Below are 26,089 nucleotides of genomic sequence, written 5' to 3' on the forward strand. Positions count from 1 at the left end.
GGGCGAAGGTTTTCCGCGGTACCACCTTATTTTATAACTTAAGCTGTATCGGGCATACCCGTTTAAGCCTACTTATGTTTCAGCTTACTTGCTCCAGTGCTACCTTCAATGTACTCAACAATAAGGAAACCTTTCAGCCTTGGGAATCCATCTCTTTTATCTGGTACATTTACTCCTCACTATCACAGCAAAATATTTTATTAATATTAATATATACATTAACATACAAATTGTCAATATCGCTTATTTGTTAACTAAATTTAAATATCAGGTTGACAAATATCTGTCGCATTTTGTATAATACAAATAAATTATGTTGGAGGTGAATCTTTTGAATAACTACAATTCAAACAAGTCTTTATCTTTACATTTAAAAAAGCTGACATTAGCATCTATGTTTGCATCAATCACTGTAGTGCTAAGCTTTATAAGTATACCACTTCCTTTCTCTCCTGTGCCAATAACAGGTCAAACATTGGCATTAATGTTGTCTGGAAGCCTTTTAGAACCAGCAACAGCTTTTTTAAGCATGATCATTTATCTGGCACTTGGCGCAATCGGAATACCTGTTTTTGCAGGATTTCACGGTGGCATAGGAATACTTATGGGCCCTACAGGTGGATATTTATTGGCTATGCCAATCGCATCATTTGTCACATCTACAGTATTAAAATATGGAAGGATTAGCTTTTTGAAGCTGATTGTTTCTAATATAATCGGCGGCATAGTGATAGTCTATCTTTTGGGAGTTCTACAATTAGGTATTGTAGCACAATTAAATTTAAAAAAAGCAATTTTATTAGGTGCACTGCCATACATACCTGGTGATTTTATAAAAGTTTTACTGTCTTCATACTTAGCTTTAAAATTGATGCCGATATTAAAAAAGCACATAAAAACTGAAAGATGATGCTTTCAGTTTTTATGTGCCATCATACTGACGCAAAACATTTAAAACAGCCTGCACAGAAAGGCCTGTTTTTTCGGCTATTATTCTTACGTCATCTGACTCTATATGGGATTTTATGAGTTTCCCATCAAGATAACCCATTTTGACTCTTACATCACCAAAAGGTGTCCTGATGACCTTGAAATTTCTTTCAAGAGCATATCTATCCACTTTATACTGCCTTAAACCAAATGTAGATGTTTCTTCGAAAATCACTTTTCTTAAAATATCCAAATTTTCTTCCTTGCAAAGCACAGAAAGCATATTGGCCGGTCTTTGTTTTTTCATAAATATGGGAGTAGCATAGACATCCAAAGCTCCACTTTTTAAAAGCCTATCAAATATGTACTGATAATACTCCGGGCTCATGTCATCGATATTTGTCTCGAGGATATAAACGGTCTCTACTTTTTTTTTAATTCTACAGTACCTATAATCGTCCTCAAAACATTTGGCACTTCAAAATCTTTATTCCCTGCTCCATATCCTATAGATTCAAATTCACATTCTGGTATCGCTCCAAACTCATGAGCCAATGTTTTAGCTATTGCCGCACCTGTAGGCGTCACAAGCTCACCGCGTACTCCATTATCGTATACAGGTATGCCTTTTAATAATTCTGCTGTAGCTGGTGCCGGAATAGGTATCAAACCATGCTGGCTTTTCACAAATCCAGACCCTAAAGGCAATTTCGAAAAGATGATTTTATCAGGTTTTATCATGTCTACAAGCACAGATGTCCCAACTATGTCAATGATGGAATCTACTGCTCCCACTTCATGGAAGTGAACTTCATGAGGCGGCATGCCATGGACTTTTCCTTCGGCATCTGCCAAATTGCGAAATATTTTAAGGCTCATCTCTTTTATGTTATCATTTAACAAACTGCCATTTATTATGTCTTCAATGTCCTTCATGGTCCTGTGATGGTGATGTTCTTCATCAAAGTCGACTTTAAAAGTATTTGCAGTTATCCCATTCTTCTTAGCTGTTCCAAATTTCAAGCTGTATCCACTTAATGAAAGCTTATTCAGCTCCTCTTTAAATTTGTCTACATCTATGCCATGTCCTAAAAGAGATGAAATAGTCATATCTCCTGAAATTCCCGCGAAACAGTCAAAGTACAAAAGCTTCATACATCTACTCTCCTATCCTATTTATCAAACTTGCGGAGTACGCTGCACCAAATCCATTATCAATATTGACAACACTGACACCACTTGAACATGAGTTAAGCATCGCGAGAAGAGCCGAAAGCCCATGAAAATTAGCTCCATATCCTACACTTGTGGGTACCGCAATGATTGGACATGCGACAAGCCCTCCTACAACGGTAGGCAAAGCACCTTCCATTCCGGCAATGCATATTATGACTCTAAAACTCCTTAGCTCATCCACTTTGCTCATCAATCTGTGTATTCCAGCAACACCTACATCATATATGCGCTTCACAGTATTGCCCATCAACTCAGCAGTTACAGCCGCTTCTTCCGCAACAGGAAGATCTGATGTGCCTGCTGCAACAACTCCTATTACACCTTTTGTCTTTTTTGCCTCATTTGCTCTTATTGATATTATCCTCGCCACATCGTAATAAACAGCATTATCGCATACTTCCTTTACTGCCTTAAAATGATCCAATGATGCTCTCGTACCTAAAACATCACTGCCTTTTTCGTACATTCTTGCTGCTATTTCTCTTACTTGTTCAGGGGTTTTACCTTCGCAGTATATGACTTCAGGGTATCCGCGCCTGACTTCTCTATTGTAGTCTATCTTTGCAAAGCCTAAATCTTCATAAGGAAGTTTTTTTAACTTTTCTAAAGCTTCATCTAATTTCATGATTCCGCTATTGTACTTTTCTAATACATCTTTTATATAATTATCGTACATCATTTATCAACTCCGCTACGGCTTCATTCATGCTGCCTGTCCTATACCCTTCAAGATCAAGAGCTACATATTTAAACCCTATCTCTTTTAATTTTGAAACTACATTTTTTCTCACAGATTCATCCAGCATCATGTTAATCTGTCTTTGGTCAAGTTCTATTCTGGCAATATCCCCATGATGTCTTACTCTAAAACCTACAAAGCCTAAATTCAAAAGATATTCCTCCGCTTTATCCACCATAGACAATTTTTCATCTGTTATTTCCTGCCCATAAGGAAAGCGAGAAGAAAGACATGCATAAGCAGGTTTGTTCCAAGTCGGAAGTCCCAAAATTTTAGACATCTCTCTTATATCGTTTTTCGTAAATCCGCACTCCAATAAAGGACTTTTTACGCCTAATTCCCTTGCTGCGCGCCTTCCAGGTCTGAAATCTCCTGTGTCATCGTAGTTTGTGCCGTCAAGAACATACTTAATGCCTTCCTCATCTGCCACATTTTTTAACTTTGAAAACAATTCGCTTTTGCAATAATAACACCTATCTATAGGATTTTTTGAAAAGCCTTCTATCTCCAACTCCTCAGATCTTATGACTTTATGCCTTATACCAATTTCTTTGGCCAATTCTTGCGCTTCTCTAAATTCTCTTTGCGGATATGTAGAAGATGTAGCAGTAACAGCTAAACATCTATCCTTAAGAACATCATAGCAGACTTTTGCAAGAAAAGTGCTATCAACTCCTCCGGAAAAAGCTATGACAGCACTTCCAAGTTTTTCTATGTACTTCTTTAAATTTTCGTATTTTTCTTCAAGTTTCATAGCCATACCCCCTCAAAAAAATATAACACAAAAAACTCGAAAAACAAAACTTTCGAATTAGAACATCATTGCTTTTTATTGTAAAGCCTAAACTCTATCGAATAAATAAAAAAGGCTACAAGTGCTAAAAGCAAGGCTATTATCATAAGTGTAAGACCGTAGGGCCAATCAAATATAGAAAAAATTATAGCTACATAAAAAAGAAGTGTCGCAGTCTTTCCAAACCTGTTAGCAGGTATTGTGATATCTCTCCTTTTGTACAAAATAAATGCACCTATTATCATCGTCACTTCTTTTATAATGACGATCAATATTATAAAAAATGGTATTACTCCTTTTGCCCAAAGGCTCAACAGGACAGTTATAATCATCAACTTGTCCGCCAGCGGATCCATCAATATGCCTACCTTCGTTATCTGATTATAATGGCGAGCAATATACCCATCAAGCACATCAGTAATACCAGATATTAAGAACACGACTGCAGCATAAATATTACCGTTGTTTATGTAAAAAAAACTGTAAACAAAAACAGGTATAAGTACAAACCTAATCAAAGTCAGTGTATTCGGTATGTTCATAAAAGCACCTCTTAAACAATTATCGCTTGTATTGTATTATATTATTTATTTGACAAAAAGTAAATAAAGGCCTTCAAGGCCTTCACACAATTTTACCGTTTAATCCTATCTCAAAAACAGACTCGTTGTCGCATTTTCTACCATCGTTCATTTTTTCTATATACTTTTTCAATATATCAGCTTTAGCGTGAACTTCTAATATCCTGAATTTCTTCAAAAGACCTATGCTTTTTACAATAGAATTCATAGCATCGCTAATCACATCATCGCTTACATTTTCATAATCATCGATGTAAACATACATGCTGCATCTTTTAAGCTGCCAATTGATATTGTAAAGTCCACAAAAGCCTATGTTTTCTCCCTCATTTGTCTGCAATATAAATATTTTTCTGTTTTTCCCAAAGGGAATATTCAATACATTTTCACTTTTTCTTGAGACCTTAAACATGTCTATCAAGAATTTCACTACGTCAACATCTTTAAGCCATATAGAAAATGACTTTTTGTCCCTCTTTTCCACATCTCTCAAAAATACTTTTTCAGCTTTCACATTAACACCACCTATATATTATTATTCTTTATAAATTTTAAAAATCCTTCTTTTTAAAGGAAAATAATTTTCGACAAAAATGATTCTAAATAATTTTATAAATTACTGATTTGATATTGAAGGAAGATTTCTAAACTTGTAGAATATATATATCGAGGTGATAAAATGCAAGCAGCTATTATAAAGGATATTCAGCTTTTAACAAATCCAATTTTAGATTATTTTTTTATCGGTATAACGATGATGGGAAGCTCATTCTTTTATTTTTTAGCATTGCCTCTATTTTATTGGTGCATTGATAAAAGATTTGGGCTTAAATTAGGATTAGTGCTTTTGTCATCTATATACGTCAATACAGTAATAAAAAACGTGACGATGGTTCAAAGACCGATTGGATACCCTGGCATCAGATCGATTTTTACACAATCCGCTGGTGGGTATTCATTTCCCAGTGGCCATGCACAAGGCACAACTACGTTTTGGGGCACAATGATGTTTAAATACAATAAAAAAATCACAAAAATTTTAGGCGTAACTGCAATAATATTGGTCTCTCTTTCCAGGTTGTACCTCGGTGTTCACTGGCCTGTCGATATAGTTGGTGGAATTTTAATCGCTTTATTAGTGGTGATAGTCGCAGAGCTTGTAGACAGCATAATTATAGAAAGCAAGTACGACACGAAGCTTGTATACAAAATAATTCTTTCGCTAATTGTGCCTTTAGGATTGATAATTCTATTTCCATACAATGAAAATTTCGAATACATGGCATTAGCATCAGGCACAACGATAGGATATTTTATCGACGACCATTACTTTAAATTTACCGTAAATAACACAATCAAAGGTCAAATAGCAAAGTTGATAATTGGTTTATCGATTTTTGCTGTAATACTAATCGTTTTAAAATACTTGATGCCATATACCGATATCTTTAATGGTTTAAGATATTTCGTTGGAGGACTATGGATTTCAATTGGTGCACCATTTCTATTCAACAAACTTAAACTTAATAAAAAGCTCTTATAATACTTAGATCTCCAAGTATTATATTTTTTCTAATACCTCCTTGGCATCTTTCGCTGAAATTAAAAGTTCTTTTAAATCAACTCTGGAATCAATAGCTTTCTTCGCTTTTGCAGAATAAGTTATATCGCCTATGAGAATCGCTCCTATCAATTTATTTTCTTTTACAAACAATTTATAATAAACATTTCCATTTTTATATCTGTAAGTTGCTGCAGCTTCATCGAAAATATCTCCCGACGAAAAAACATCCACGCCAGTTATCTTCAATGTGCTTGATGGAAGGACTTCTTTGTATGCCGTCTTAACGCCAACGGCATTTAAACCTGCCGTCCTTCCTTGTGCTAAAGCGACGGTCCAAAGCCCATATATTTTCCCATTGTGCTCAGCAACATCACCTGCCGCGTATACATCATCAATACTTGTCTTCATAAAATCATCAACTAATATCCCTTTGTTGATTTTAATGCCCGAACCATTTATTGCATCTAAATTAGGTCTTACGCCTGCTGAAAATATCACAAAATCAGCATCGACTTTGTCTTTATTTTTAAGCACAACACCATCTGCTGGATCACCGGTTATCTCATCTACTTCTGCACCTAACACGAGTTTTATGCCGCTATCTTCAATAATCTTTTCAATAATCCTCGAACCTTCTTCATCAGACTGTTTAGGCAACAATCTTGGGAAAAATTCTATAACTGTCACGTCATAACCAATTTGCCTTAACGACCACGCCGCTTCAAGTCCTAACAATCCACCTCCCACTACTACACCTCGTTTTTTGCCATTTATATACTCGTTTAATTTTTCCACATCGTCAAGGCTTCTTACAGCGTAAACACCCTTTTTATCGTTTCCTTTAACTGGAGGAATAAAACTATAGCTTCCAGACGCAATTATTAAAATATCGTATTCTAAAATGCTGCCGTCGTCCAATTTCACAATTTTTTTATCTGTATCCACTGACGTCACATTTCTCTTAAGCAAAACATCTATATTGTTGTCTTCATACCATTGGTTAGGTTTTACATATAATTTTTCTAAATCAAATTGCTGTCCAAGCAAATGCGACAATTTTACTCTGTAGTATGTGTTGTATTTCTCCCTCGAGATCATCGTGATCTTTGATTCACTGTCATTTTTTCTGATGTTTTCAGCAGCTTGAAGTGCAGCGATTCCATTTCCAATGATCATAAATTTCAATATCATCAGTCCTTTCTATGTAAAAATTTAGCTACGTGTTATATGCATGACGCATATAACACTTTTATGTTATACAAGCGATGAAGCAAATATTCTTCCAAAATCTCTGCATCTTTCAATATCGTCATCGCTTGGAATAAAATTAACTTTAAGACCCGGTTCAACTAAATTTAGCCTAAGGCTTTTAAGCCTTTCTTCCATCAGTGGTATTGCTTCACCACTCCATCCATAAGATCCAAAAACAGCAGCAGGCTTATTTTTGTTCTTTATCGGATTTATTTTATCTATGACATTCCATATAGGTTCCACAGCATCGCCGGTAATTGTAGGTGATCCAAACAAAAGTCCATCCGCCTTTTCCATTTTATCCCTTGCATTATCTAAGTCGACAGCTTTTGCATTATATATTTCAACATCTATGACTCCAGAATCTCTTATGCCATTGCCAATCTCCTCTGCCATTTTTCTCGTATTTCCATATGCAGAAACATAGTATATAAGCACTTTCTTCTTGTGAACGCCATCTTCTTTGCTCCACTCTTTATAATCTTGCAAATATTTATCGATATTTTTCCTTAAGACAGGTCCATGTCCTACAGCTATAACATCGAGAGGAATATCCTTAATTTTTTCCAATGCTTCTAAAACCTTTGGCTTAAATGGACTTATGATGGAATCAAAATAAAGTTTGTACGCTTCTCTAAAATCATCTTCAAGATCATTAAAAAGATGTTTAGGAGTATAATGGCAGCCGAAAGCATCACATGTAAACAAAATCTTTTCTTCTTCTAAATACGTGAACATCGTGTCTGGCCAATGAAGAAACGGCGCCATGATGAATTTTAATGTCTTACCGCCTAAATCGATAGAGTCACCATCATTCACGATCCTAAATTTAAAATCGCGGTTTATCTGTCCTTTCAAAAAAGTTATAGCCGTTCTGCTGCCGATAACCTCTGCATTTGCCGCCTCTCTAAGAAGTTTTGGCAATGCACCTGAGTGATCAGGTTCCGTATGATCTACAATGATGTAATCAATGTCCTCTAAGTTTACAAGACTTTTTATCTTATCAACGTACTCATCGTAAAACGGCTCTTTTACCGTTTCAATCAATGCTATTTTTTCTTTTCCTTTTACAAGATATGAATTGTAAGAAGTTCCCCACGGTGTCCTCCATATTATATCAAAATATTCAAGATCAGGATCTAAAACGCCTACCCAATAAACGTCATTTTTTATTTTTACAACTTTATCCATAATATCACCTCTTGTGGATAATAATTATCAACTAATATTATATTTCTTTTAATTTAATTATACCACTTGCTGCCAATATTGCAATAGTTAAAAAAATAATTTTTCAAAATTTAAAATGAAATTTGCTGCTAAAAAAATAAAAACCTCAAAAGAGGTTTCCGTTGAACATGATTTACATTGACTTTGTGTGTTTATCAGCTACTTTGCTTGCTCCGTATGAATCAGGTTTTACCTGTGCATCAAAGCCACAGCCAGTAACCATACCTACTACTTCTTTTATAATATCTTTCGTCATGCCATTCTCTCCAACATCAAGGTGTATCTCTATATTAAAATCTTTCTTACCCATTTTTTCAAATTTTGATGACAATATATTTGCAAGCTCTATGCTGTAATTAGCCTCCATAAAAATCCTTTGTCTTAGAGATGGAATCTTTTTATGTTGAAACTTCCTATAGTAATACCTGGCACCTTTTCCTTCGCGATATATGATTACTGCAGAAACAAAGCATATGACTTTGCCAGGCTGTGAATCAGTCCCTATCATAAGCTTGTACTTGGAATTTTTATCACTTTTTATAAACTCTACAATATCATTAAACATCTTATCAATATCCAAAACGCCTTTTGTTGGATTTACAAAATTCAAGGCACCCATCTCCTTTGATTCCTATAAGAACCTTTTTTATATATTATACACTATTTTCGTTTCTTCTGTGTTAAATTTTCATTAAACAATCAATTTTGTGACAAATAGGATCAAATGAGATGCTGGCACAAAGACTATCTGCGCCAATAGCGTACCTATTATTTTCCCAAACACCAATAATATCACCATTGTATTTACGTCTTGCTGTGTCCTTTTCCCTGCCAGTGCTTGATCCGTAATAAGCGCTGCAACAGGATCGACAATAACTGTCAAAAGGATTGTGGCGAATCCATTGACTATTCCAGAAAGCAGACTTGCTGTAGTCCTAAACTCAGGCAGCAATGCGCCTGCATACAATGACGATATAATGCCTGTTGTGTATATAGAAGTTATCACCACATTGTAAACCAAAAAGCTTTTAGGTATTTTCGTCTCTTTAATGCCCCTTAGCATACTAATCTTAGGTAAGACTATCTTAGTCCCTATTTTCTTTATATTGCTCCACTTTAAAGACATAAGTACAAGTTTCGGCACAGATCCGGCTTTCTCCATGCCGTTTATAGCAGATGAAAACACTGAAACAAATGTAGGCATTAACGGTGCACCTATCAAAGCGCCTAATGTAGCCGACAACAAGACAAATCTCATATCAACGCTTAATGCTGAAACCATTTTGTACTTTATGGATATATCAACAAGGCTTCCTAAAAACGGCCCTTGAATCATGTTTGACAATCTGGAAATTACAGCCATTATGTTAAACAATGACAGTGATACTGCCAGTTTCCTGGTCCTTACACCGGATGGCCTTATGGAATACGATAGTGTATCAATCAAATTTATTATCATTGTGAAAAAGCAAACGATTAATAGCCTCTTTACATCTACCATCTGCACACATCCTAAGCTAAAATATACAGTTAAATTATAGACATATTTAACAAAAAAAGCAATACATGACCATGATCCTTAAAATCACTCTTCATTTCGTTTTTAGGTAAAAACTGTGTTATAATTTTTTATGTCAAAACCACTATAAAAACTACAAGAAAGGAAAAGGCACGTATGGAAAAACTTCGCACTAATAAATGGATAATCTTATCTGCCGTATTAATAGGTACAGTCATGGGTCCTATAGACGGCAGCGTGACAAATATTGCAATGCCACAACTGGCAAAAATTTTTCACACGGATATTACCACAACCAGTTGGATTTCCATGACATACTTGTTGATGCTTTCAAGTCTTATGCTGACATTTGGCAGGCTTGGGGACATGGTAGGCTATAAAAAGCTATATCAGTACGGTTTAATAACTTTTTCCGTTACATCAGCCATATTAAGCATGTCTAACAACATTTACATGCTTATTATCGTAAGAGCTTTTCAAGCTGTTGGTGCAGGAATGCTTATGTCAATGGCTCCAGCTATAATAACTGCTACATTTCCCCCAAGCGAAAGAGGTAAAGCATTAGGTTTTAATGCAATGGCCGTGTCAGTCGGTCTTTCGATAGGGCCTACATTAGGCGGTTTCTTGCTTACGTACTTAGGATGGAGATCTATATTTTATATAAACATACCAATAGGCATAATTGGATTTATATGGGCTCAAATAGTGGTTCCTGACAACAAAGGAGTGCCAGAAAAATTTGACCCATTTGGAGCACTATCAGCGTTTATCTTTCTCACGGCTCTTCTTATGTTTATATCCGAAGGCGGTACTTGGGGTTGGACGTCTATTTTAAGCATCATATCTCTATTAACATTTATTGTATTTTTTATAGCATTTGTGATAATAGAGTACAAAGTAGAATTTCCGATGCTTGACTTGAGCTTATTTAAAATAAGGTTATTTACATTTGGAAATTTAAGCACATTAATAAATTTTATGGCACAAAACACCATGACATTTTTGACACCCTTTCTTTTGCAAAAAATCGGATATTCTACAGATTTGTCCGGTATCATAATGACGTCTTTTCCTCTTATAATGCTTGTTGTCGCACCGTTAAGCGGCATTTTATCTGACAGATATGGAGCGCAAATTCTATCTACTATCGGTGCTTTGATTACAGCGGTGGCACTTTTTTCTATGTCAACGCTGACATTGCATTCATCAATGTCATCAATAATGTTAAGATTAGGTCTTTTCGGCATTGGCAACGGAATCTTTCAGACGCCTAACAACAGCTCTATAATGGGCAGTGTTTCAAAAAATAGACTTGGCATTGCGTCTGCCTTCTTAGCTACAATGAGAAATGCAGGAATGGTTCTTGGTATAGCCATGGGAAGTGCAATATTTACCAACAGGCAGATGTTTTATGAATCGCTTAAAATAAATAGCAGCAGCGCATTTTTACTTGGATTGAGAGATGCTTATATAGTCGCAGGAATATTTTCCATAATCTGTGCATTAACATCCCTTGTTAGGGATAAAATTAATAAAAAGAATAATTTAGAAAAGGATGGAATGTAAATGGAAAAAACATTTGCTATGGTAAAGCCAGACGGTGTAAAGAGAGGGCTCATAGGCGAGATATTAAAGAGGTACGAAAGCAAAGGACTTAACCTTGTAGCCGCAAAAGTCATATGGCCTTCATTGGATTTACTTCAAAAACATTATGAAGAACACAAAGACAAACCTTTTTACAATGATCTCATCCGCTACATGATGTCTGGCCCCGTCTTCGCCATGGTTTTAGAAGGCGATAATGCTGTTAAAATAGTAAGGCTTTTAAACGGCCCTACAAAAATTGAAGATGCTCAGCCAGGTACAATACGAGGAGATTTTTGCACAAATACGACATTCAACATAGTGCACGGCTCTGACAGCTTGGAAAGTGCAAAAAGAGAAATACTTTTATGGTTTCCAGAATACGCGAATAAAATTTAGGACAAGTAAATAAACTCTAATAGAAGAAAAATTCTATTGGAGGAGAATATTCAATGATCAAAGTATACAGCAAAACCAACAAGTATGGAATTATATATGGAAAGATAGACGACTACAATTGGTATGCTTTAGTGCAAGCTGATGTCGTCGATTACGGAATAAATCCAAAGACATTGTCAAAAGGTGCTGGAAGGGTTTCAAGGCTTTTTATATACAAAGACATTGAAAGAGATGTGTTAAATCAAAGTACAATATCGGAATCCATCATTGCAGACTACAGACATAAATGGAATTTCATAAATGACGATAAGAAAGACGTAGTAAAAAAACTTGTGAATTATTTAGAACTTAGATATTCTTTGAAAGTTTTAAAAGAGGCGAAGTAAAATTTACTTCGCCTCTTTTTTTGGCAACACAAAGGCAGTATATAGATTGTTAAAAACAAATTCTATAGATGAAAAAAATACCACTACCAGCCAGTCAAACCAAGTCAAAGGTACAGTCCTGAAGACAGCGCTTAAAAATGGTATGTATATAGTTGAGAGAAAAAGCAAAAATGATGCAGCAACTGCAACTACCAAATATTTATTTGTGAATAAGCCTAACTCAAATATCAAATGCCTCTCTGATCTACATTCAAACGAATGTATGAGCTCCACCATGACTAAAGTCGAAAACGCAATTGTTCTTGCCCTGTCCAATGTGCCGTAAGTCAAAGCAAATATGTACGATGACAACGTGCAAACAGCCATTAATGTTCCAACGATGCCTATTCTTATCCCAAGGCCGTTTGCAAAGATGCTTTCATCTGCCTTTCTCGGCTTTAAATTCATTATGTCTTTATCAGCGGGATCAAGCCCCAATGCCAATGCAGGCAGCCCGTCTGTCACAAGATTTACCATCAAAATTTGTATAGGAACAAGCGGAAGCTCCAAAGATGACAAAGCAGCCAAAAACATCGTTATTACTTCTCCAATGTTGCACGACAATAAATACCTTATAAATTTTCTTATGTTGTCGTATATAATTCTCCCTTCTTCAATTGCCGCTACAATGGTGGCAAAATTGTCATCAGTCAAAATCATAGAAGATGCCTCTTTAGCCACATCAGTACCGCTTTTTCCCATAGAAATGCCAATATCAGCTTCTTTAATGGCAGGTGCATCATTTACCCCATCTCCAGTCATGGCTACAACATATCCCCTGCTCTTTAAGGCTCTCACAATCCTCAATTTGTGTTTTGGAGAAACTCTCGCGTAAACCGTGGTATTTTCCACTGCTTCATTGAGTTTCTTATCATCCATCTTGTCTATATCATCACCCGTCATGATATTATCAGTCTTTGAATGCATATTTAATTCATCTGCAATGGCTGCAGCAGTCAACTTATGATCGCCTGTTATCATTATAGGTTTGATACCTGCTAATTTGCACTTTAACACAGCATCGTATGCTTCTTTTCTTGGTGGATCTATCATTCCTTCTAATCCGACAAAGACCAAATCCCTCTCAATAAATGATGGATCACCGTATCCAACTCCTTTAGGAAGCCTCCTATAGGCAAATGCCAACACTCTAAGAGCTTCCCGGCTAAACCTTTCGTTTGCATCAAGTATTCTTTTCTTTTCAATTTGACTTAAAGAAACCTCCCTACCGTCTTTCAAAATCCTATTGCAAAGCTCTATTACCACATCAGGCGCACCTTTTGTAAATGCGTAAATCAATCCACCTTCTTCAATTATCACGCTCATCCTTTTTCTATCTGAATCAAATGGAATTTCTTCAATGCGTCTCATATTTTTCTCTGCGTACTCTTTAGATACGCCTCCTAAAACTGAAGCATACATGATAGCAGCTTCTGTAGGATCTCCAACGTATTTTACATCTTCCACAACTTCATTTCTTACTTTGACCTTTTCTATTTTTACATCTGCATTATTGCATACACAACCTATTTCTAATAGCCTTTTCAATGCAGGATCGTAAATAGGTTCTACTTTTCTACCATTCAATGTGAATTTAACATTGTTTGACTTGCCTTCAATCTCCACAATGCCATCATTTACAAAAATCTTTTTAACTGTCATCTTGTTTTCCGTCAAAGTGCCTGTTTTATCGGTGCAGATGACGTTAGTACATCCAAGAGTTTCTACAGCCGGCAGTTTTCTGACAATCGCATTTCGCTTTAACATCCTTTGTACTCCTATTGCAAGCGACACTGTAACAACGGCAGGAAGCCCTTCAGGTATGGCAGCCACTGCAAGGCTGACTCCAGATAAAAACATATAATAGATAGATTCGCCTCTAATGATTCCCATTACCACTACAAGAGCGCAAATTAATAAAGAACCTGTTACAAGGATCTTGCCTAATTTATCAAGCCTTCTCTGAAGCGGTGTCATGTTATCGTCGATATCTTTAATCATACCTGCAATTTTGCCCATTTCAGTCCTCATGCCTACATCAACAACTAAAGCTTTGCAGCGTCCGCTTGTGACTACAGTACCCATGTATATGAAGCTGTTCTTTGAAGCGGCCTTTCTATTCCCTATTTCTGCAGGTTCTTTTGTCACAGGAATAGATTCACCAGTCAGAATGGATTCATCCAATCTAAGGTTGTATGATTCAAATACAATAGCATCTGCTGGGACTTTGTCGCCTGCTTCGAGGACTATGACATCATCAATTGTTATTTCTTCTGAAGGAATTTCTTTTAAAGCGCCATCTCTTAAAACCTTTGAAGATGGAGCGGAAAGCTTTTTTAAAGCGTCCAGCGACTGTTCAGTCCTGTATTCTTGCACAAAACCAAGAATCGCATTAAGGATGATGATAACCGTAATCGTCACTGCATCGGCTATTTCACCCATAAGAGCAGAAATCAGCGTTGCAATCAGCAAAACCATCACAATAAAATCTTTAAATTGGTCTAAAAAAATATCGAAAGCAGTCAACTTTTTACCTTCATCAAGAACATTTGGACCGTATTTCAATAATCTTTTCTGTGCTTCTTGCTGACTTAACCCATTTTTAGCGGATTCAGCATTAAAAAAGTAGATTGTACTATTTTCTGGTTTCTTTGTCTGAAACATTTGTATCCCCCTTTGTACATTTCTCCTCATATAAAAATATGAGGTCACATGTAAAAACATGACCTCATATTTTTAGGCTTTGCCATTCATCTCTTGCAAAATCCACTATCATAGAATAATTGCTTCGCAATGGATGATTTATTACTTTGTTAAACCACTTTAAAGCTTCATCTCTATTGCCTAATAGCTTGTTTAACTCACCTATCAGATATATAAGCTGTATCTCACCTTCAAATGAATCATTTCCTGCATACGCTTTCTCATACTTGTCTAATGAAATTTTCAAAAACTTCATTTTATTGGCAGTATCTCCTAATATATCGTATATCCAACTTATCCTTAAACATGTCTTAGCAAATATTATATCTTTATCGTTCTTTATTTCTGAACAATACAAAGATAAAAGATACGATTCTAAGGCCTTTTTAGGTGTCCTTTCACCAGAAAACTTTCTTTTCGTCCAGTTTGTGGTTATTTTTGAGAGAACTTCTTTTCTGCTTTCTTCGGTAATGCTGTCAAACGAATCGCTTAATGCAGCATACCCACAATTTGGGCATACAATAGGATCATAAAAAAAAGGCTCTATTCCATCATACTTAATATACAGATCCTTTCTGATTTCTACAGTTCTTAAATGGGACATCCTAACTTTAGTATAAGTGAATTCCCTGCCACATACTGGGCATTTTGTTTTTGCATCGTACAAAAAAGAGTTCATATTTTCACTCCTGTCTATGAAGTCTGCAGCAATACTATCTATCCAATATATATTTCGAATTACACACAAAAAATATTAGCAAAATAGCTTATTTACATCATTTTTTCTTCATCAAACCATATGTTATCCCAATCAACATCACAATTCCAGCATAGCCTGCAACTGGATACATGTAGTGCACTAATTTTGAAAATCCAAACCCGCTTAATATAAGTCCTACGCCACCTGTTATTATTGTGCAGACCTTATACAATGTGCTTTTAACATCGGTCAATCTCGCCACAAAACCATAAAGATTCCCAACCGCTGTCGTATAAATCTCTGCGATTAATATAAAGCTGTATATTAGCTTAAGCAATGTTGAGAATCTGCCAGCGATGTAAAGCATAGGTATCTGATAATTGGAAACCTGAGGCATGTTCAAAAGAATTGCCACCAAGATCATTGTGGCACCAGCCCACAAACCTAATCCGCCAAATAAAGCGCCTAATTTTAAATCTGATTTATTCTTTGTTTGATTTCCAAGAGGTGCTAATATTGCTACAGACATAAGCAAATTATATGAAGCGTAGATGATTCCAGATACGAAAAAGTTTTTGACAGCTGCATCGAACGGCATAGATATGCGACTTAACACAGAAATATCTGGTGTATAAAGCAAAGCTAATACACTCACCAAAAATACTCCTACCAGCAAAATCGGCACCACAAAAGAAATAGCAGAAATAACGCCTGCTATCCCTGTCAATACTGTCATGACAGATACTACAGCCATAAAAACAGCTCCAAATTGGGATGGCAACCCAAACTGTTCTTTAAAAATCGCTGCCGTTCCAGCCACCATTGCTGTAAAAGCTCCGAATAAAAAAAATATGATTACAAAGTCCATTATTTTGCCAAAATAAGGACCTCCAATATTCATAATGACCTCATAATGGGAAGCAGCATTAAGCTTATTACCCAAAAGCAATATAAAATACCCGTATACAATAAATATAATAGCAGCAGCAAAAAGACCGACAAATCCTTTGACACCGTGATACCCAAAGAATTGCAGTACTTCCTGTCCAGATGCAAATCCAGCCCCCACCACAGTACCTATATATGTAGCAGCAATTGAAAATACCGACAATCCTTTATTCTTCAAGATTACGCCTCCTAAGCACTTTTTCACTAATATATATATTCTCCAAAACGATTTTTATTTATATGTCACTTTTAATACTATAAAACCAATTGTAAAATTGTTCAACTAATGCAAAAATCCCGTCTTTACAAAACGGGATTTTCATTGTTTAACTCTATTATTTATTTTCAACTTTGACACTGGTGCTTTTCCAATATTCCGCAAAAAATACTACAAACACACTTACCATAAGGCCTAATATAAAGGCAATTGCTATATTTAATGATTTCTTGGGCGATACAGGTTTATCAGGAACGATGGCTTTTGATGTAACCATTATGCCTTGTTCACCTAAGTTAGATGCTTTTACAAGTTGAAGCATGTTGTACTTTTCCATCATTATATCTCTCGTGCTTTTTAAAAGGTTCAACTTTGTCTGATTTTGTTCATATTCAGCTTTGTTTGCAGGATTTGTACTGTTTAATGCGTTTGTGGCTGTCTCAATCTTTGAATTTTGCAGATTTATAAGACTTTCTATCGTGGCTATAAGTTTATCTGTCTGCCTATTATTTCTTGATACTATGTAAGATTTAAAATTTGCTGCAATAGCATCAGCTATTTTAGCCGCTAATTTAGGATCTTTCTCTTTTACAGTAATTGTTATTAAATTAGTATTATCAATTGTTTGCACGTCAATTTCATTTTTAAAATTATCAAGCGTGTATCTTTTAGGGTCAAGCTTTAATTGTTTAATCGTATCTAACAATACTTGTGGATTCGTGACTTCCTCTTTATATGTATTTACTGTCATATCTTGATACTTTAAAATAGACGACAACAAATACGATAAATCTTTATCAGCTGTATCGCTTTGTATCATTGACCCATCATTGCTATTTTGATTAGGCAAAACAACTGTCGTATTTGAACCAAAAAATCCTGTTTGGGGCGTTATGTCTGATACACTTATAGTCGTAGTTGCTTCATAAGTAGGTTTTATCACAAAAAAGCTCAATAAACCAGCTATCAATACAGATGCAATAGTTATAATGGCAATTGTCCTTCGCCATTTCCATATAATCTCCAACAATTCTCTCAAAGAAATTTCTTCTTCCATCTTATTCCTCCTATTTTGTTATTTATTTTTCACTGTGTATAGCGACCTCTTCATAATATTTTTCGGCAGTAGCCGCAATTTCTTTTAAGTATTTTCTAAATTCATCCTTCAAATCATCTCGCTTTAAGGCGTACTCTATCGTTGCCTTCAAGTACCCCATCTTGTCTCCTACATCGTACCTTTTCCCTTCGAAATCATACGCGTATATGGCTTCATACTCCAATAGCAATTTAAGTGCGTCTGTAAGCTGTATCTCTCCTCCTGCTCCAGGTTTTACATCTTCCAATATCTCAAATATCTTGGGAGATATTATATACCTTCCTAATATCGCCATGTTCGATGGCGCTTCATCTATCCTTGGTTTCTCTATTAGGTTGTTTACTCTATAAAGCCTATCATCAATCATATTGGCGTCTACTATGCCGTATTTGTCTACTTCGCTCTTTGGCACCTCTTGTACACCTATTATTGAACAGTTGTACCTTTCATACTGCTCTATCATCTGTTTTAATACTGGCACTTTTGCATCAACTATATCATCTCCTAATAAAACTGCAAAAGGCTCATCGCCTACAAATGTTCTGGCACAGTAGATGGCATGGCCCAATCCTTTTGGCTCTTTCTGCCTTATATAATGTATGTCAACCATGTTTGTTATGTCTTCAACGAGGCTTAAAAGATTTTCTTTGCCTTTCTTCTTAAGCTCTAATTCTAATTCCACTGATTTGTCGAAGTGGTCTTCTATGGCTCTTTTATTTCTTCCGGTTATTATGAGTATGTCTTCTATGCCAGAGTTTACAGCTTCTTCAACTATATACTGAATCGTAGGTTTGTCTACTATTGGCAGCATTTCTTTTGGCTGTGCTTTTGTTGCAGGCAAAAATCTTGTCCCAAGCCCTGCCGCAGGTATTATCGCTTTTCTTATTTTCATGCGTATTCCCCCATCATATCACGAAACTTCTGACAGTTCATTTTCATCTTTGTCTAAATTCTCCACAATTCGGATGCCTAAATCAACCAGGTTGACATTTCCAGATACATTTAGCCTAACTTTTACCCTTCCTTTCCTTTTGTCAATTTTCTCGATAAGACCTTCAAAACCTTTAAGCGGCCCATCAATGATTTTCACCTTTCCACCTACTTTTATGCCTGTCGAAAATCCGACTATATCGGAGTCTCCTATAAGTGCCAGTATGATGTTTATTTCTTCTTCTTTTACCTCAGCAGGCTCTGCATCATCTTTTAAAAACTTCAAAAAACGCGGTAATCTCATAAAATCATTGTAAAGTTCATAGCTCATGCATGTCTTTATAAATACATATCCCGGAAATAAAAACTTTATCTTTTCTATTCGATTTTTCCCTTTTCTCTCTATTATAGCTCTTTTAGGTATCAACACTTTAATAGATTTTCTTTTTAATTTGCAAAATACCAATTCAATTAACCTTTTGACTTTTAGTTCATCTCCTGTTTTAGTATAAATGACATACCATTTTTCATCATCCTCCACATATGCTGCCCCCTTTTGACGTATTTAAAGATGTATTCGACACGACATATTAAAAATCCTTCTTTAGTGACCGTTTACAACAAAAAATAATAAAATTTTTCCATTAAAAAAGGGACGAACTATTTTATCGTCCCTCGTAAAATCCTATTTAAGCTCAACACCATATTTTTTCAGCACATCTGCAAGTTCCGCTTTTATTTCTTCAAGCCGTTTTTCAGTATCAGCTTCACATCTTACAATCAATTCAGGGCCCGTATTTGATGCTCTGACAAGCCCCCATCCGCCGTCAAACATGACTCTTGCGCCATCAATATCAATCAATTCGTACCCTTTTTCTTTAAAATGTTCCGTTACACCCTTTACAACGTCAAATTTCTTATCATCATCACAATGCAATCTCAATTCAGGTGTTGACGGATATTTTGGAACATCAGATAAAAGTTCCGACAATGTCCTATCCGTATTGGAAAGTATCCTAAGAAGCCTTGCTGCAGCATACGCCGCATCATCGTACCCATAATACTCATCAGCAAAGAACATGTGTCCAGACATCTCACCTGTAAAGACAGCGTTGATTTCTTTCATCTTTGCTTTTATAAGGCTGTGACCAGTCTTATAGAAGATCGGATTGCCTCCAAGTTTCTTTATCTCCTCTGGCAGTGCCTTTGAACATTTTACCTCTACTATGGCATCCGAGCCTGGATGTTTTTTCATTATTTCTCTCCAGTAAAGCACCATAAGCATATCGCCCCAGATTATGTTGCCTTTCTCATCAACGACGCCAATTCTATCTCCATCGCCGTCAAAAGCTATGCCAACGTCTGCACCAAGTCTTTTTACCTCACTTATCAAGTCTTTCAGATTGTCTGCGTTGACTGGATCAGGAAAATGGTTTGGAAATGTTGGATCTGATTCACAGTACAATGGATAGACTTCACATCCTAATCCGTATATAATGTCAGGATATATGTTTGAACAGGTACCGTTTCCACAGTCTACGACAACTTTAAGCTTTTTATCACCAAGCTTTACTTTGTCCTGTATCATCTTTATATAGCTTTGTATAGGATATGCGTATTTCAAAGAACCTGTCCCAGTCTTAAAATCACCTTTCTCAGCGATATGGTATAGTTTTTTAAGCTCATCACCATATATAGTAGACGGGCCAAATGCAACTTTAAAACCATTAAACTGTGGTGGATTGTGGCTTGCTGTTATCATAAGTCCTGCATCGTAATTATATAGTATACGGGAATAGTAAAAAGCAGGCGTCGACAGAACACCAATATCAAGTACATTACATCCGGTAGACATAAGTCCATCTACTACCGCGTTTCTTATGGGTTTTGAAGATATCCTGTTGTCCCTGCCTACAATTACATCCTTTATACCTTTTTCATTTTGAATATATGTACCGAAGGCCTTACCTATAAGTTCTGCTGTTTCCTCAGTAAGGTCATCATTCCATACACCTCTTATATCATACATTCTAAACATATTTTGATTTAGAGCCATAAAACTCCCTCCTTTAAATTAGCGTTTCACAATATATATTATATACTAAAATATTACATTCACAAGCCACATCATTAAAATTCTGTCAAATTAACAATTACATTTTAAATATTTCTTATATTATTGCCAATACATCTTTAATGATGTCATCAACAATAAGCTCTTGATAGCCAGTTTTTCTCAATAATCTCATTTTATCTGTTAAAGGCTTTAATTGAACCGTATCGATTTTATCTATCATTTTAAGCCTTGATTCAAACAATGTTTTATCTGACAAAGCCTTTATATAATCTTCAACATCGTACCTCCAAAAATGAAATCTGTCAGGATATCTTTTAAAAAGCCTTTGGGCTATCTGTAATCCCTCCGGATCAAAATCACCTGAATAATATATATCTGTGTCGTTTTTATACAGCATATCTAAAAGGCTGGTCAGCTTTTTATCAAAGTATGATTCTAATGTGTCGATTAATCTGTATTCTTCAAATATCGTATACATCCTATTTAGTTAGCCAGTATCTAAGCCGCTCATAATTTTGGTAAAAATATCGCATGATGAGGCGATACCTTGATGCATTATCAGCAGTAAGGTATCTTGCCTCATCAATAGGTCTTATGACATTAAAATCTATTTTATCAGACATAATTTTTCACCTTTAAAATGTACTGCCATTGTATCCCCAATTTTCACCAGCAAATTCTTGAATGACTATGTACACATTGTCCTTGGGATATTTTAGATTACTTTCAAAAATATCGCAGATTCTGGCTGAAATCTTCTCCTTTTGTCCTCTTGTAAGCTTTCCTATTAATTGTATCTCAACGATTGCCCCTTTGTCTAAAGGTTCTCCATGAAAGTATATGTCGTCACCTTCTGCAAATCTCACCATAAGCCAATTCTCGCTTTTACCAGCTACATCCATCATCATAGATGCAAACTCTGTCTTTAAAGTATTTTTCAAGTCGTCACTTAGTTTTTCCTTTGTTATAGAATTGATTATAGGCATATAGATACACTCCTTTACAAATAGAGATTTAATAACTTATTAACAATTATAAATTAATGTGTAAAATTCATCAACAGAAATAGAAAATATTGTGCTATCATTAAAATCTTCATTAGATGATAGCACAATACTATTCATTAATCAATCTCTGGGCTTTTTAACGACTGCACCATATCGACTTTCTTAAGCTGGAAGTGCACTACGATGCTTACAAGGATAGAAAATCCCATTGTTATAAGTGCAGAATACAAGAAACTCATCGGTTCAATATTTCTTCCAAACATCAATATATCAACTTCTACTGTGGACATGAGATATCTGTGAAGAAAAACACCCATCACAAACCCCAATAAAATCCCTATGATTGTCAAGATAAAATTCTCTCTCATGACGTACAGAGAAACTTCTTCATCATAAAATCCCAAAACTTTCATTGTAGCAAGCTCTCTTATCCTTTCGGTTATATTGATATTTGTCAGGTTGTAAAGAACCACAAAAGCAAGCGTACCTGCAGATACAATCAAGACTAACACGACTGACAGCAAATTGTTTACGACATCCTGAAACGTCTTTTTAACAGATGAAATAAAATTGACCGTCATTACAGCTTTTGATTTCAATATCTTTTGAGATATTTCATCTTCTTTCGTGCTTGAACTATCATTTATCTTCGACAGTATCTCGTTTGATTGCATCTTCTTATTAAATACTTTTTCATACAAAGATGAGCTCATATAAACGTAATGCTGTAGATAATTTTCTGCTATGCCATCAATTTTAACTTTCACTTTTCCTCCACTGCCTGTATCCAAGTATATATAATCGCCATTTTTTATTTTTAGCATATTAGAAAGTTTTTCCGTTATTACAACTCCATCATCTTTGAGGGGTATCTCTGTACCTGTATTTCTATTTCTCAAAACTATAAAATCTCTAAACTGGTTTTTATCTCCTGCGACGACGAGAAATGCACTCTTTTTCGCATTTCCTTTTATAACATCGACGCTGGATTGATTAAGCATGATGCTTTCTTTTATATTTTTGTCACTATTTATAACATTTGTAAGCTCTTTTAGATCTTCTTTAGAAGCGTCACTTTTAAAAGTCGTTATCATCTGATATTTGAAGATTTCATTAAACTGCTTAGACACAATGATATTTATTGAGTCTCTGATTCCAAATCCAGTAAGCAGCAGTGCGGTGCATCCACCTATCCCTATTACAGTCATTAAAAATCTCCTTTTGTATCTAAATATGTTTCTGGCAGTCACTTTCTGCATAAAATCGAGTCGAGACCAAATAAATCTCACGTTTTCCAACAGAACTCTTTTGCCTGCCATAGGTGCTTTAAGTCTCATCAACGATGCAGGAACTTCTTTTAAATCATTAAAGCACACAAGTGCCGCAACAGCAGTAGTAGACACAAGCGCAGCGGAAATTCCTACAAAAGCATAATATGAATTAAATTCCGTAATCACAGGTGGCAATGTATACATCATCCCGTACGCATTGAAAATTATCTTCGGCAATATGTTAAAACCTAAAAGCAAACCTGCAAATCCGCCTAATATTGTCGCAACAGATGAATAAATGACGAATTTGAGCATTATGGCAAGCCTGCCATAACCTAAAGCTTTTAAAATCCCCATCTGCGTCCTTTGCTCTTCAACCATCCTGGTCATAGAAGTTAAACTTACTAACGCTGCAACTAAGAAAAATATGGTAGGAAATACATTGCCTAATGCCTTTATCCTGTCTGCTTCGTCCCCGTACTCCACATAGCCTATGTTAGATTTTCTATCTAATATATACCATGTAGGCTTTTTTAAATCTTTAAGTTTTTCTTCCGAAGATGCTATTTTTTCTTTTGCTTCACTTATCTCTTTGTCAAATTCTGCTTTATTGGCCTCATATTTCTTGTAATTATCATTAAGCTTTAATAATGCATCATTTAGCTGTTTTGCTGCATTATCTATCTGCATTTGTCCTTGAACCTTGGCTTCGCTTAAAGCTAATTCCTGTTCTTTTATGCTTTCCTGTGAAGCAGCTAATTGTGCTTTTGCATTCTCAAGCTGCGACTTCTTTTGATTTAACTGGGCCATATTCTCATCCAATGCTTTTTTGCTGGCATTAAGTGTATCTATTTGTTTTGATATGCTTGCGATTTGCCCGTTTAATTCATCTACCTTTGGTTTTAGCTGATCTTTCAAAGACGGGTTATTGTTTATCTCAGAATTCAATTGATTCAGAGAACTATTAAGCTCATCGTACGTCGAACTTAATTTTTTCATGTTGTCATCATAATTTAATTCTTTTTCTTTTGCCTGTATCTCAGCTTCTGCACTGTTTAATTCCACCTCATTTTGTGATATGGCAGCTTGAGTATTAGCAATCTGATTTTTCCCATCATCAATTTTTTTCTGGTTTAAAGCCATTTGCTCATTAAAACTGGCTTGTCTTTTATTTAACTGGATTTGAGAATTTTGAAGTGTAGTTTTTGTTTCATCAAGCTTTGCTTTTGCATCAGATAATTCCTTGTTGTACTTAGTTTCTTTATCCTCCAGAGCTTTTTTAGCATCGTCGATTTCCTTTTGTGCTTTATTTTTAATTTCTTCATATCTGATTTCACTTCGAGTTTTACCTAATTTTGTTAAATCATCTTTTACAGGTTGAATAAAATTGTAGTATTCATCTGAAAATGTAGAAAATTTCTTTGCGCCATCTACCAGCACATCTATTTCGGTGTAGGCATCCATTGAAAAGTTAGAATTAGGTACCATCATAAAAGCTTGTATCTGACCATTTCCCACATTGCTGGAACCTCTGTCTCTTGAAATATAGTAAGGTGTTTCCACTACACCTACTATTTTGAATTTTTTGTTTTTTATATTGTTTTGATTTTGAGAATCCAAATTTATGGTTACAGTATCGCCTATTGAAAATCCTAAATCTTTAAGAAATTTTGTCTCAACGACACACTCAGAATTGTTTTCAGGAAATCTACCTTCTAAAAGTTTAGGTTTGTTTACATAATTTTTATCATTATTAATTTTAACTGGATCTACACTTATGACTTTTACTACAAACCCTTTATTATTTTTATCAACCACAGCATCAACCGTGTAAAACGGGTATGCCGATAATACGCCATTTACAGATTTGATGCTATTCAAATCATCATTTGTAAGACCCATTGTAGACAAAATTTGTACATCAAACAAATTATAATCAGCAGCGTATTTTGAGGCAGTAAGCTTCATGTCTTGGCTGGCTGCTTTTATTCCACCAAAAACACCAACACCCATCAACACGATGAAAAACAATGATAAAAATCTTTTTCTCGTATTAGATATCTCTCTAAGTATGTCTTTCATCAAAGATTTTCCCATTTACCATTCTATCCTTTCTATAGGTACTGGAGCATCATTAATAGATATCTTATCGATACTGCCATTTCTAAGGCTTATAACTTTATCTGCCATTGGCGCAATCGCTTTATTGTGAGTTATTATTATGATGGTCATTCCCAATCTCCTGCAGGTATCGTGCAATAGTTTTAAAATTGCCCTGCCAGTCTTATAATCTAATGCCCCCGTTGGTTCATCGCACAAAAGCAATTTGGGATTTTTAGCCAATGCTCTGGCTATAGCAACCCTTTGCTGTTCGCCACCTGATAATTGGGAAGGAAAATTATTTAACCTTTCAGAAAGTCCCACTTCTCTAAGCACTTCTACAGGATCCATTGGATTATCGCAGATGTCCGTTGCCAGCTCAACATTCTCTAAAGCAGTAAGATTCGGAACCAGATTATAAAATTGAAATACAAACCCAATGTCCTTTCTGCGGTAAGTAGTCAACTGTCGCTGATTGTATTTGCTTATGTCATTTCCATCTACAATTATTTGTCCCTCATCACAAGTATCCATTCCACCAAGCATATTAAGAACTGTCGTCTTACCTGCCCCACTCTCACCTACTATAACTGTAAATTCCCCTTTATTTATATTGAAACTTACTCCAGATACAGCAGTGATGGTTATTTCTCCCATCCTATACCTTTTTACAAGGTTTGTAACTTCTACAAAGCTTCCCATTTACATCTACTCCCGCTCATATAATTAAACAACTGTTTAAAATGTTTGTTTTAAGTTTAGCACAACAAAACTATTTAATCAATATTA

The 26,089-nt window shown here is 35.5% G+C and carries 27 protein-coding genes; 5 read left to right on the forward strand and 22 right to left on the reverse strand.

Annotated elements, in window-relative coordinates:
- The first annotated feature begins 331 nt into the window (after window positions 1–331).
- A complete protein-coding gene (locus GSH73_RS08825) occupies window positions 332–910 on the forward strand; it encodes a biotin transporter BioY (protein ID WP_014758373.1) in 579 nt (192 codons plus the stop codon).
- A 12-nt stretch (window positions 911–922) separates the two neighbouring features.
- Here GSH73_RS08825 and larC2 read toward each other — a convergent pair whose 3' ends face one another.
- The 6 genes from larC2 to GSH73_RS08855 form a co-directional block, all read right to left on the reverse strand.
- Window positions 923–1,318 carry a nickel pincer cofactor biosynthesis protein LarC2 gene (larC2, locus tag GSH73_RS13715; protein WP_014758372.1) on the reverse strand — a complete coding sequence of 132 codons (396 nt, stop codon included), beginning with the start codon at window positions 1,316–1,318 and terminating at the stop codon, window positions 923–925.
- A gap of 35 nt (window positions 1,319–1,353) precedes the next feature.
- Window positions 1,354–2,085, reverse strand: a complete 732-nt coding sequence (larC, locus tag GSH73_RS13720; protein ID WP_014758371.1) for a nickel pincer cofactor biosynthesis protein LarC — start codon at window positions 2,083–2,085, stop codon at window positions 1,354–1,356.
- 4 nt (window positions 2,086–2,089) lie between these two features.
- Window positions 2,090–2,845, reverse strand: a complete 756-nt coding sequence (gene larB, locus GSH73_RS08840) for a nickel pincer cofactor biosynthesis protein LarB (protein WP_014758370.1) — start codon at window positions 2,843–2,845, stop codon at window positions 2,090–2,092.
- The gene (gene larE, locus GSH73_RS08845; RefSeq protein WP_014758369.1) at window positions 2,832–3,659 is read right to left on the reverse strand and encodes an ATP-dependent sacrificial sulfur transferase LarE; all 828 of its coding nucleotides are present in this window, start codon (window positions 3,657–3,659) and stop codon (window positions 2,832–2,834) included. The genes larB and larE overlap by 14 nt, the downstream gene beginning before the upstream one ends.
- A 65-nt stretch (window positions 3,660–3,724) precedes the next feature.
- Window positions 3,725–4,240, reverse strand: coding sequence for a CDP-alcohol phosphatidyltransferase family protein (locus tag GSH73_RS08850; protein ID WP_014758368.1), 516 nt, complete (start codon window positions 4,238–4,240; stop codon window positions 3,725–3,727).
- Window positions 4,241–4,322: 82 nt separating this feature from the next.
- Window positions 4,323–4,793 carry a hypothetical protein gene (locus tag GSH73_RS08855; RefSeq protein ID WP_014758367.1) on the reverse strand — a complete coding sequence of 157 codons (471 nt, stop codon included), beginning with the start codon at window positions 4,791–4,793 and terminating at the stop codon, window positions 4,323–4,325.
- Window positions 4,794–4,958: 165 nt separating this feature from the next.
- On the opposite strand from GSH73_RS08855, the gene GSH73_RS08860 reads away from it, so the two are divergent.
- A complete protein-coding gene (locus tag GSH73_RS08860) occupies window positions 4,959–5,822 on the forward strand; it encodes a phosphatase PAP2 family protein (protein WP_014758366.1) in 864 nt (287 codons plus the stop codon).
- 18 nt (window positions 5,823–5,840) lie between these two features.
- Here GSH73_RS08860 and GSH73_RS08865 read toward each other — a convergent pair whose 3' ends face one another.
- The 4 genes from GSH73_RS08865 to GSH73_RS08880 all read right to left on the reverse strand — a co-directional run bounded on the left by GSH73_RS08865 (window position 5,841) and on the right by GSH73_RS08880 (window position 9,825).
- Window positions 5,841–7,034 (reverse strand): NAD(P)/FAD-dependent oxidoreductase, encoded by a 1,194-nt coding sequence (locus GSH73_RS08865; protein WP_233432468.1) that lies wholly within the window; start codon window positions 7,032–7,034, stop codon window positions 5,841–5,843.
- A 63-nt stretch (window positions 7,035–7,097) separates the two neighbouring features.
- A complete protein-coding gene (locus GSH73_RS08870) occupies window positions 7,098–8,285 on the reverse strand; it encodes an FprA family A-type flavoprotein (protein ID WP_014758364.1) in 1,188 nt (395 codons plus the stop codon).
- A gap of 172 nt (window positions 8,286–8,457) precedes the next feature.
- Entirely contained in the window at window positions 8,458–8,934 is a 477-nt protein-coding gene (locus tag GSH73_RS08875; RefSeq protein ID WP_038069401.1) for a ribonuclease H-like YkuK family protein, read from the reverse strand.
- Window positions 8,935–9,015: 81 nt separating this feature from the next.
- Complete coding sequence (locus tag GSH73_RS08880) at window positions 9,016–9,825, reverse strand: lipid II flippase Amj family protein (RefSeq protein WP_014758362.1); 810 nt, start codon at window positions 9,823–9,825, stop codon at window positions 9,016–9,018.
- A gap of 174 nt (window positions 9,826–9,999) precedes the next feature.
- On the opposite strand from GSH73_RS08880, the gene GSH73_RS08885 reads away from it, so the two are divergent.
- Genes GSH73_RS08885 through GSH73_RS08895 form a run of 3 tightly spaced genes read left to right on the forward strand, consistent with a single transcriptional unit; the run spans window position 10,000 to window position 12,212 of the window.
- Window positions 10,000–11,409, forward strand: coding sequence for an MFS transporter (locus tag GSH73_RS08885; protein ID WP_014758361.1), 1,410 nt, complete (start codon window positions 10,000–10,002; stop codon window positions 11,407–11,409).
- Entirely contained in the window at window positions 11,410–11,826 is a 417-nt protein-coding gene (gene ndk, locus GSH73_RS08890) for a nucleoside-diphosphate kinase (RefSeq protein WP_014758360.1), read from the forward strand. It abuts the gene before it with no gap.
- Window positions 11,827–11,879: 53 nt separating this feature from the next.
- A complete protein-coding gene (locus tag GSH73_RS08895; protein ID WP_014758359.1) occupies window positions 11,880–12,212 on the forward strand; it encodes a hypothetical protein in 333 nt (110 codons plus the stop codon).
- A 3-nt stretch (window positions 12,213–12,215) separates the two neighbouring features.
- Here GSH73_RS08895 and GSH73_RS08900 read toward each other — a convergent pair whose 3' ends face one another.
- The 12 genes from GSH73_RS08900 to GSH73_RS08955 form a co-directional block, all read right to left on the reverse strand.
- Window positions 12,216–14,915 (reverse strand): calcium-translocating P-type ATPase, SERCA-type, encoded by a 2,700-nt coding sequence (locus GSH73_RS08900; RefSeq protein WP_014758358.1) that lies wholly within the window; start codon window positions 14,913–14,915, stop codon window positions 12,216–12,218.
- A 64-nt stretch (window positions 14,916–14,979) separates the two neighbouring features.
- Window positions 14,980–15,633, reverse strand: a complete 654-nt coding sequence (locus GSH73_RS08905; protein ID WP_014758357.1) for a DUF2225 domain-containing protein — start codon at window positions 15,631–15,633, stop codon at window positions 14,980–14,982.
- A 97-nt stretch (window positions 15,634–15,730) separates the two neighbouring features.
- On the reverse strand, window positions 15,731–16,780 hold the full coding sequence (locus tag GSH73_RS08910) for a YkvI family membrane protein (RefSeq protein WP_014758356.1): 1,050 nt from the start codon (window positions 16,778–16,780) through the stop codon (window positions 15,731–15,733).
- Between the two features lie 157 nt (window positions 16,781–16,937).
- Window positions 16,938–17,876 carry a YveK family protein gene (locus GSH73_RS08915; RefSeq protein ID WP_014758355.1) on the reverse strand — a complete coding sequence of 313 codons (939 nt, stop codon included), beginning with the start codon at window positions 17,874–17,876 and terminating at the stop codon, window positions 16,938–16,940.
- A gap of 22 nt (window positions 17,877–17,898) precedes the next feature.
- Complete coding sequence (gene galU, locus GSH73_RS08920) at window positions 17,899–18,807, reverse strand: UTP--glucose-1-phosphate uridylyltransferase GalU (RefSeq protein WP_014758354.1); 909 nt, start codon at window positions 18,805–18,807, stop codon at window positions 17,899–17,901.
- An 18-nt stretch (window positions 18,808–18,825) separates the two neighbouring features.
- Entirely contained in the window at window positions 18,826–19,386 is a 561-nt protein-coding gene (gene loaP / locus GSH73_RS08925; protein WP_014758353.1) for an antiterminator LoaP, read from the reverse strand.
- A gap of 144 nt (window positions 19,387–19,530) precedes the next feature.
- On the reverse strand, window positions 19,531–20,901 hold the full coding sequence (locus GSH73_RS08930; protein ID WP_014758352.1) for a phosphomannomutase/phosphoglucomutase: 1,371 nt from the start codon (window positions 20,899–20,901) through the stop codon (window positions 19,531–19,533).
- Between the two features lie 115 nt (window positions 20,902–21,016).
- Window positions 21,017–21,400 (reverse strand): DUF2399 domain-containing protein, encoded by a 384-nt coding sequence (locus tag GSH73_RS08935; RefSeq protein ID WP_014758351.1) that lies wholly within the window; start codon window positions 21,398–21,400, stop codon window positions 21,017–21,019.
- A 1-nt stretch (window position 21,401) separates the two neighbouring features.
- Window positions 21,402–21,545: a DUF2397 family protein gene (locus tag GSH73_RS08940; RefSeq protein ID WP_014758350.1), complete on the reverse strand. Its 144-nt coding sequence runs from the start codon at window positions 21,543–21,545 to the stop codon at window positions 21,402–21,404.
- 12 nt (window positions 21,546–21,557) lie between these two features.
- Window positions 21,558–21,908, reverse strand: a complete 351-nt coding sequence (locus GSH73_RS08945) for a phenylpyruvate tautomerase MIF-related protein (RefSeq protein WP_014758349.1) — start codon at window positions 21,906–21,908, stop codon at window positions 21,558–21,560.
- Window positions 21,909–22,045: 137 nt separating this feature from the next.
- On the reverse strand, window positions 22,046–25,297 hold the full coding sequence (locus GSH73_RS08950) for an FtsX-like permease family protein (RefSeq protein ID WP_014758347.1): 3,252 nt from the start codon (window positions 25,295–25,297) through the stop codon (window positions 22,046–22,048).
- Window positions 25,298–26,002 (reverse strand): ABC transporter ATP-binding protein, encoded by a 705-nt coding sequence (locus GSH73_RS08955; RefSeq protein ID WP_014758346.1) that lies wholly within the window; start codon window positions 26,000–26,002, stop codon window positions 25,298–25,300. It lies immediately after the preceding gene.
- Window positions 26,003–26,089 lie beyond the last annotated feature (87 nt).

The sequence above is a fragment of the Thermoanaerobacterium aotearoense genome, from assembly GCF_009905255.1.
GTDB lineage: Bacteria > Bacillota > Thermoanaerobacteria > Thermoanaerobacterales > Thermoanaerobacteraceae > Thermoanaerobacterium > Thermoanaerobacterium aotearoense.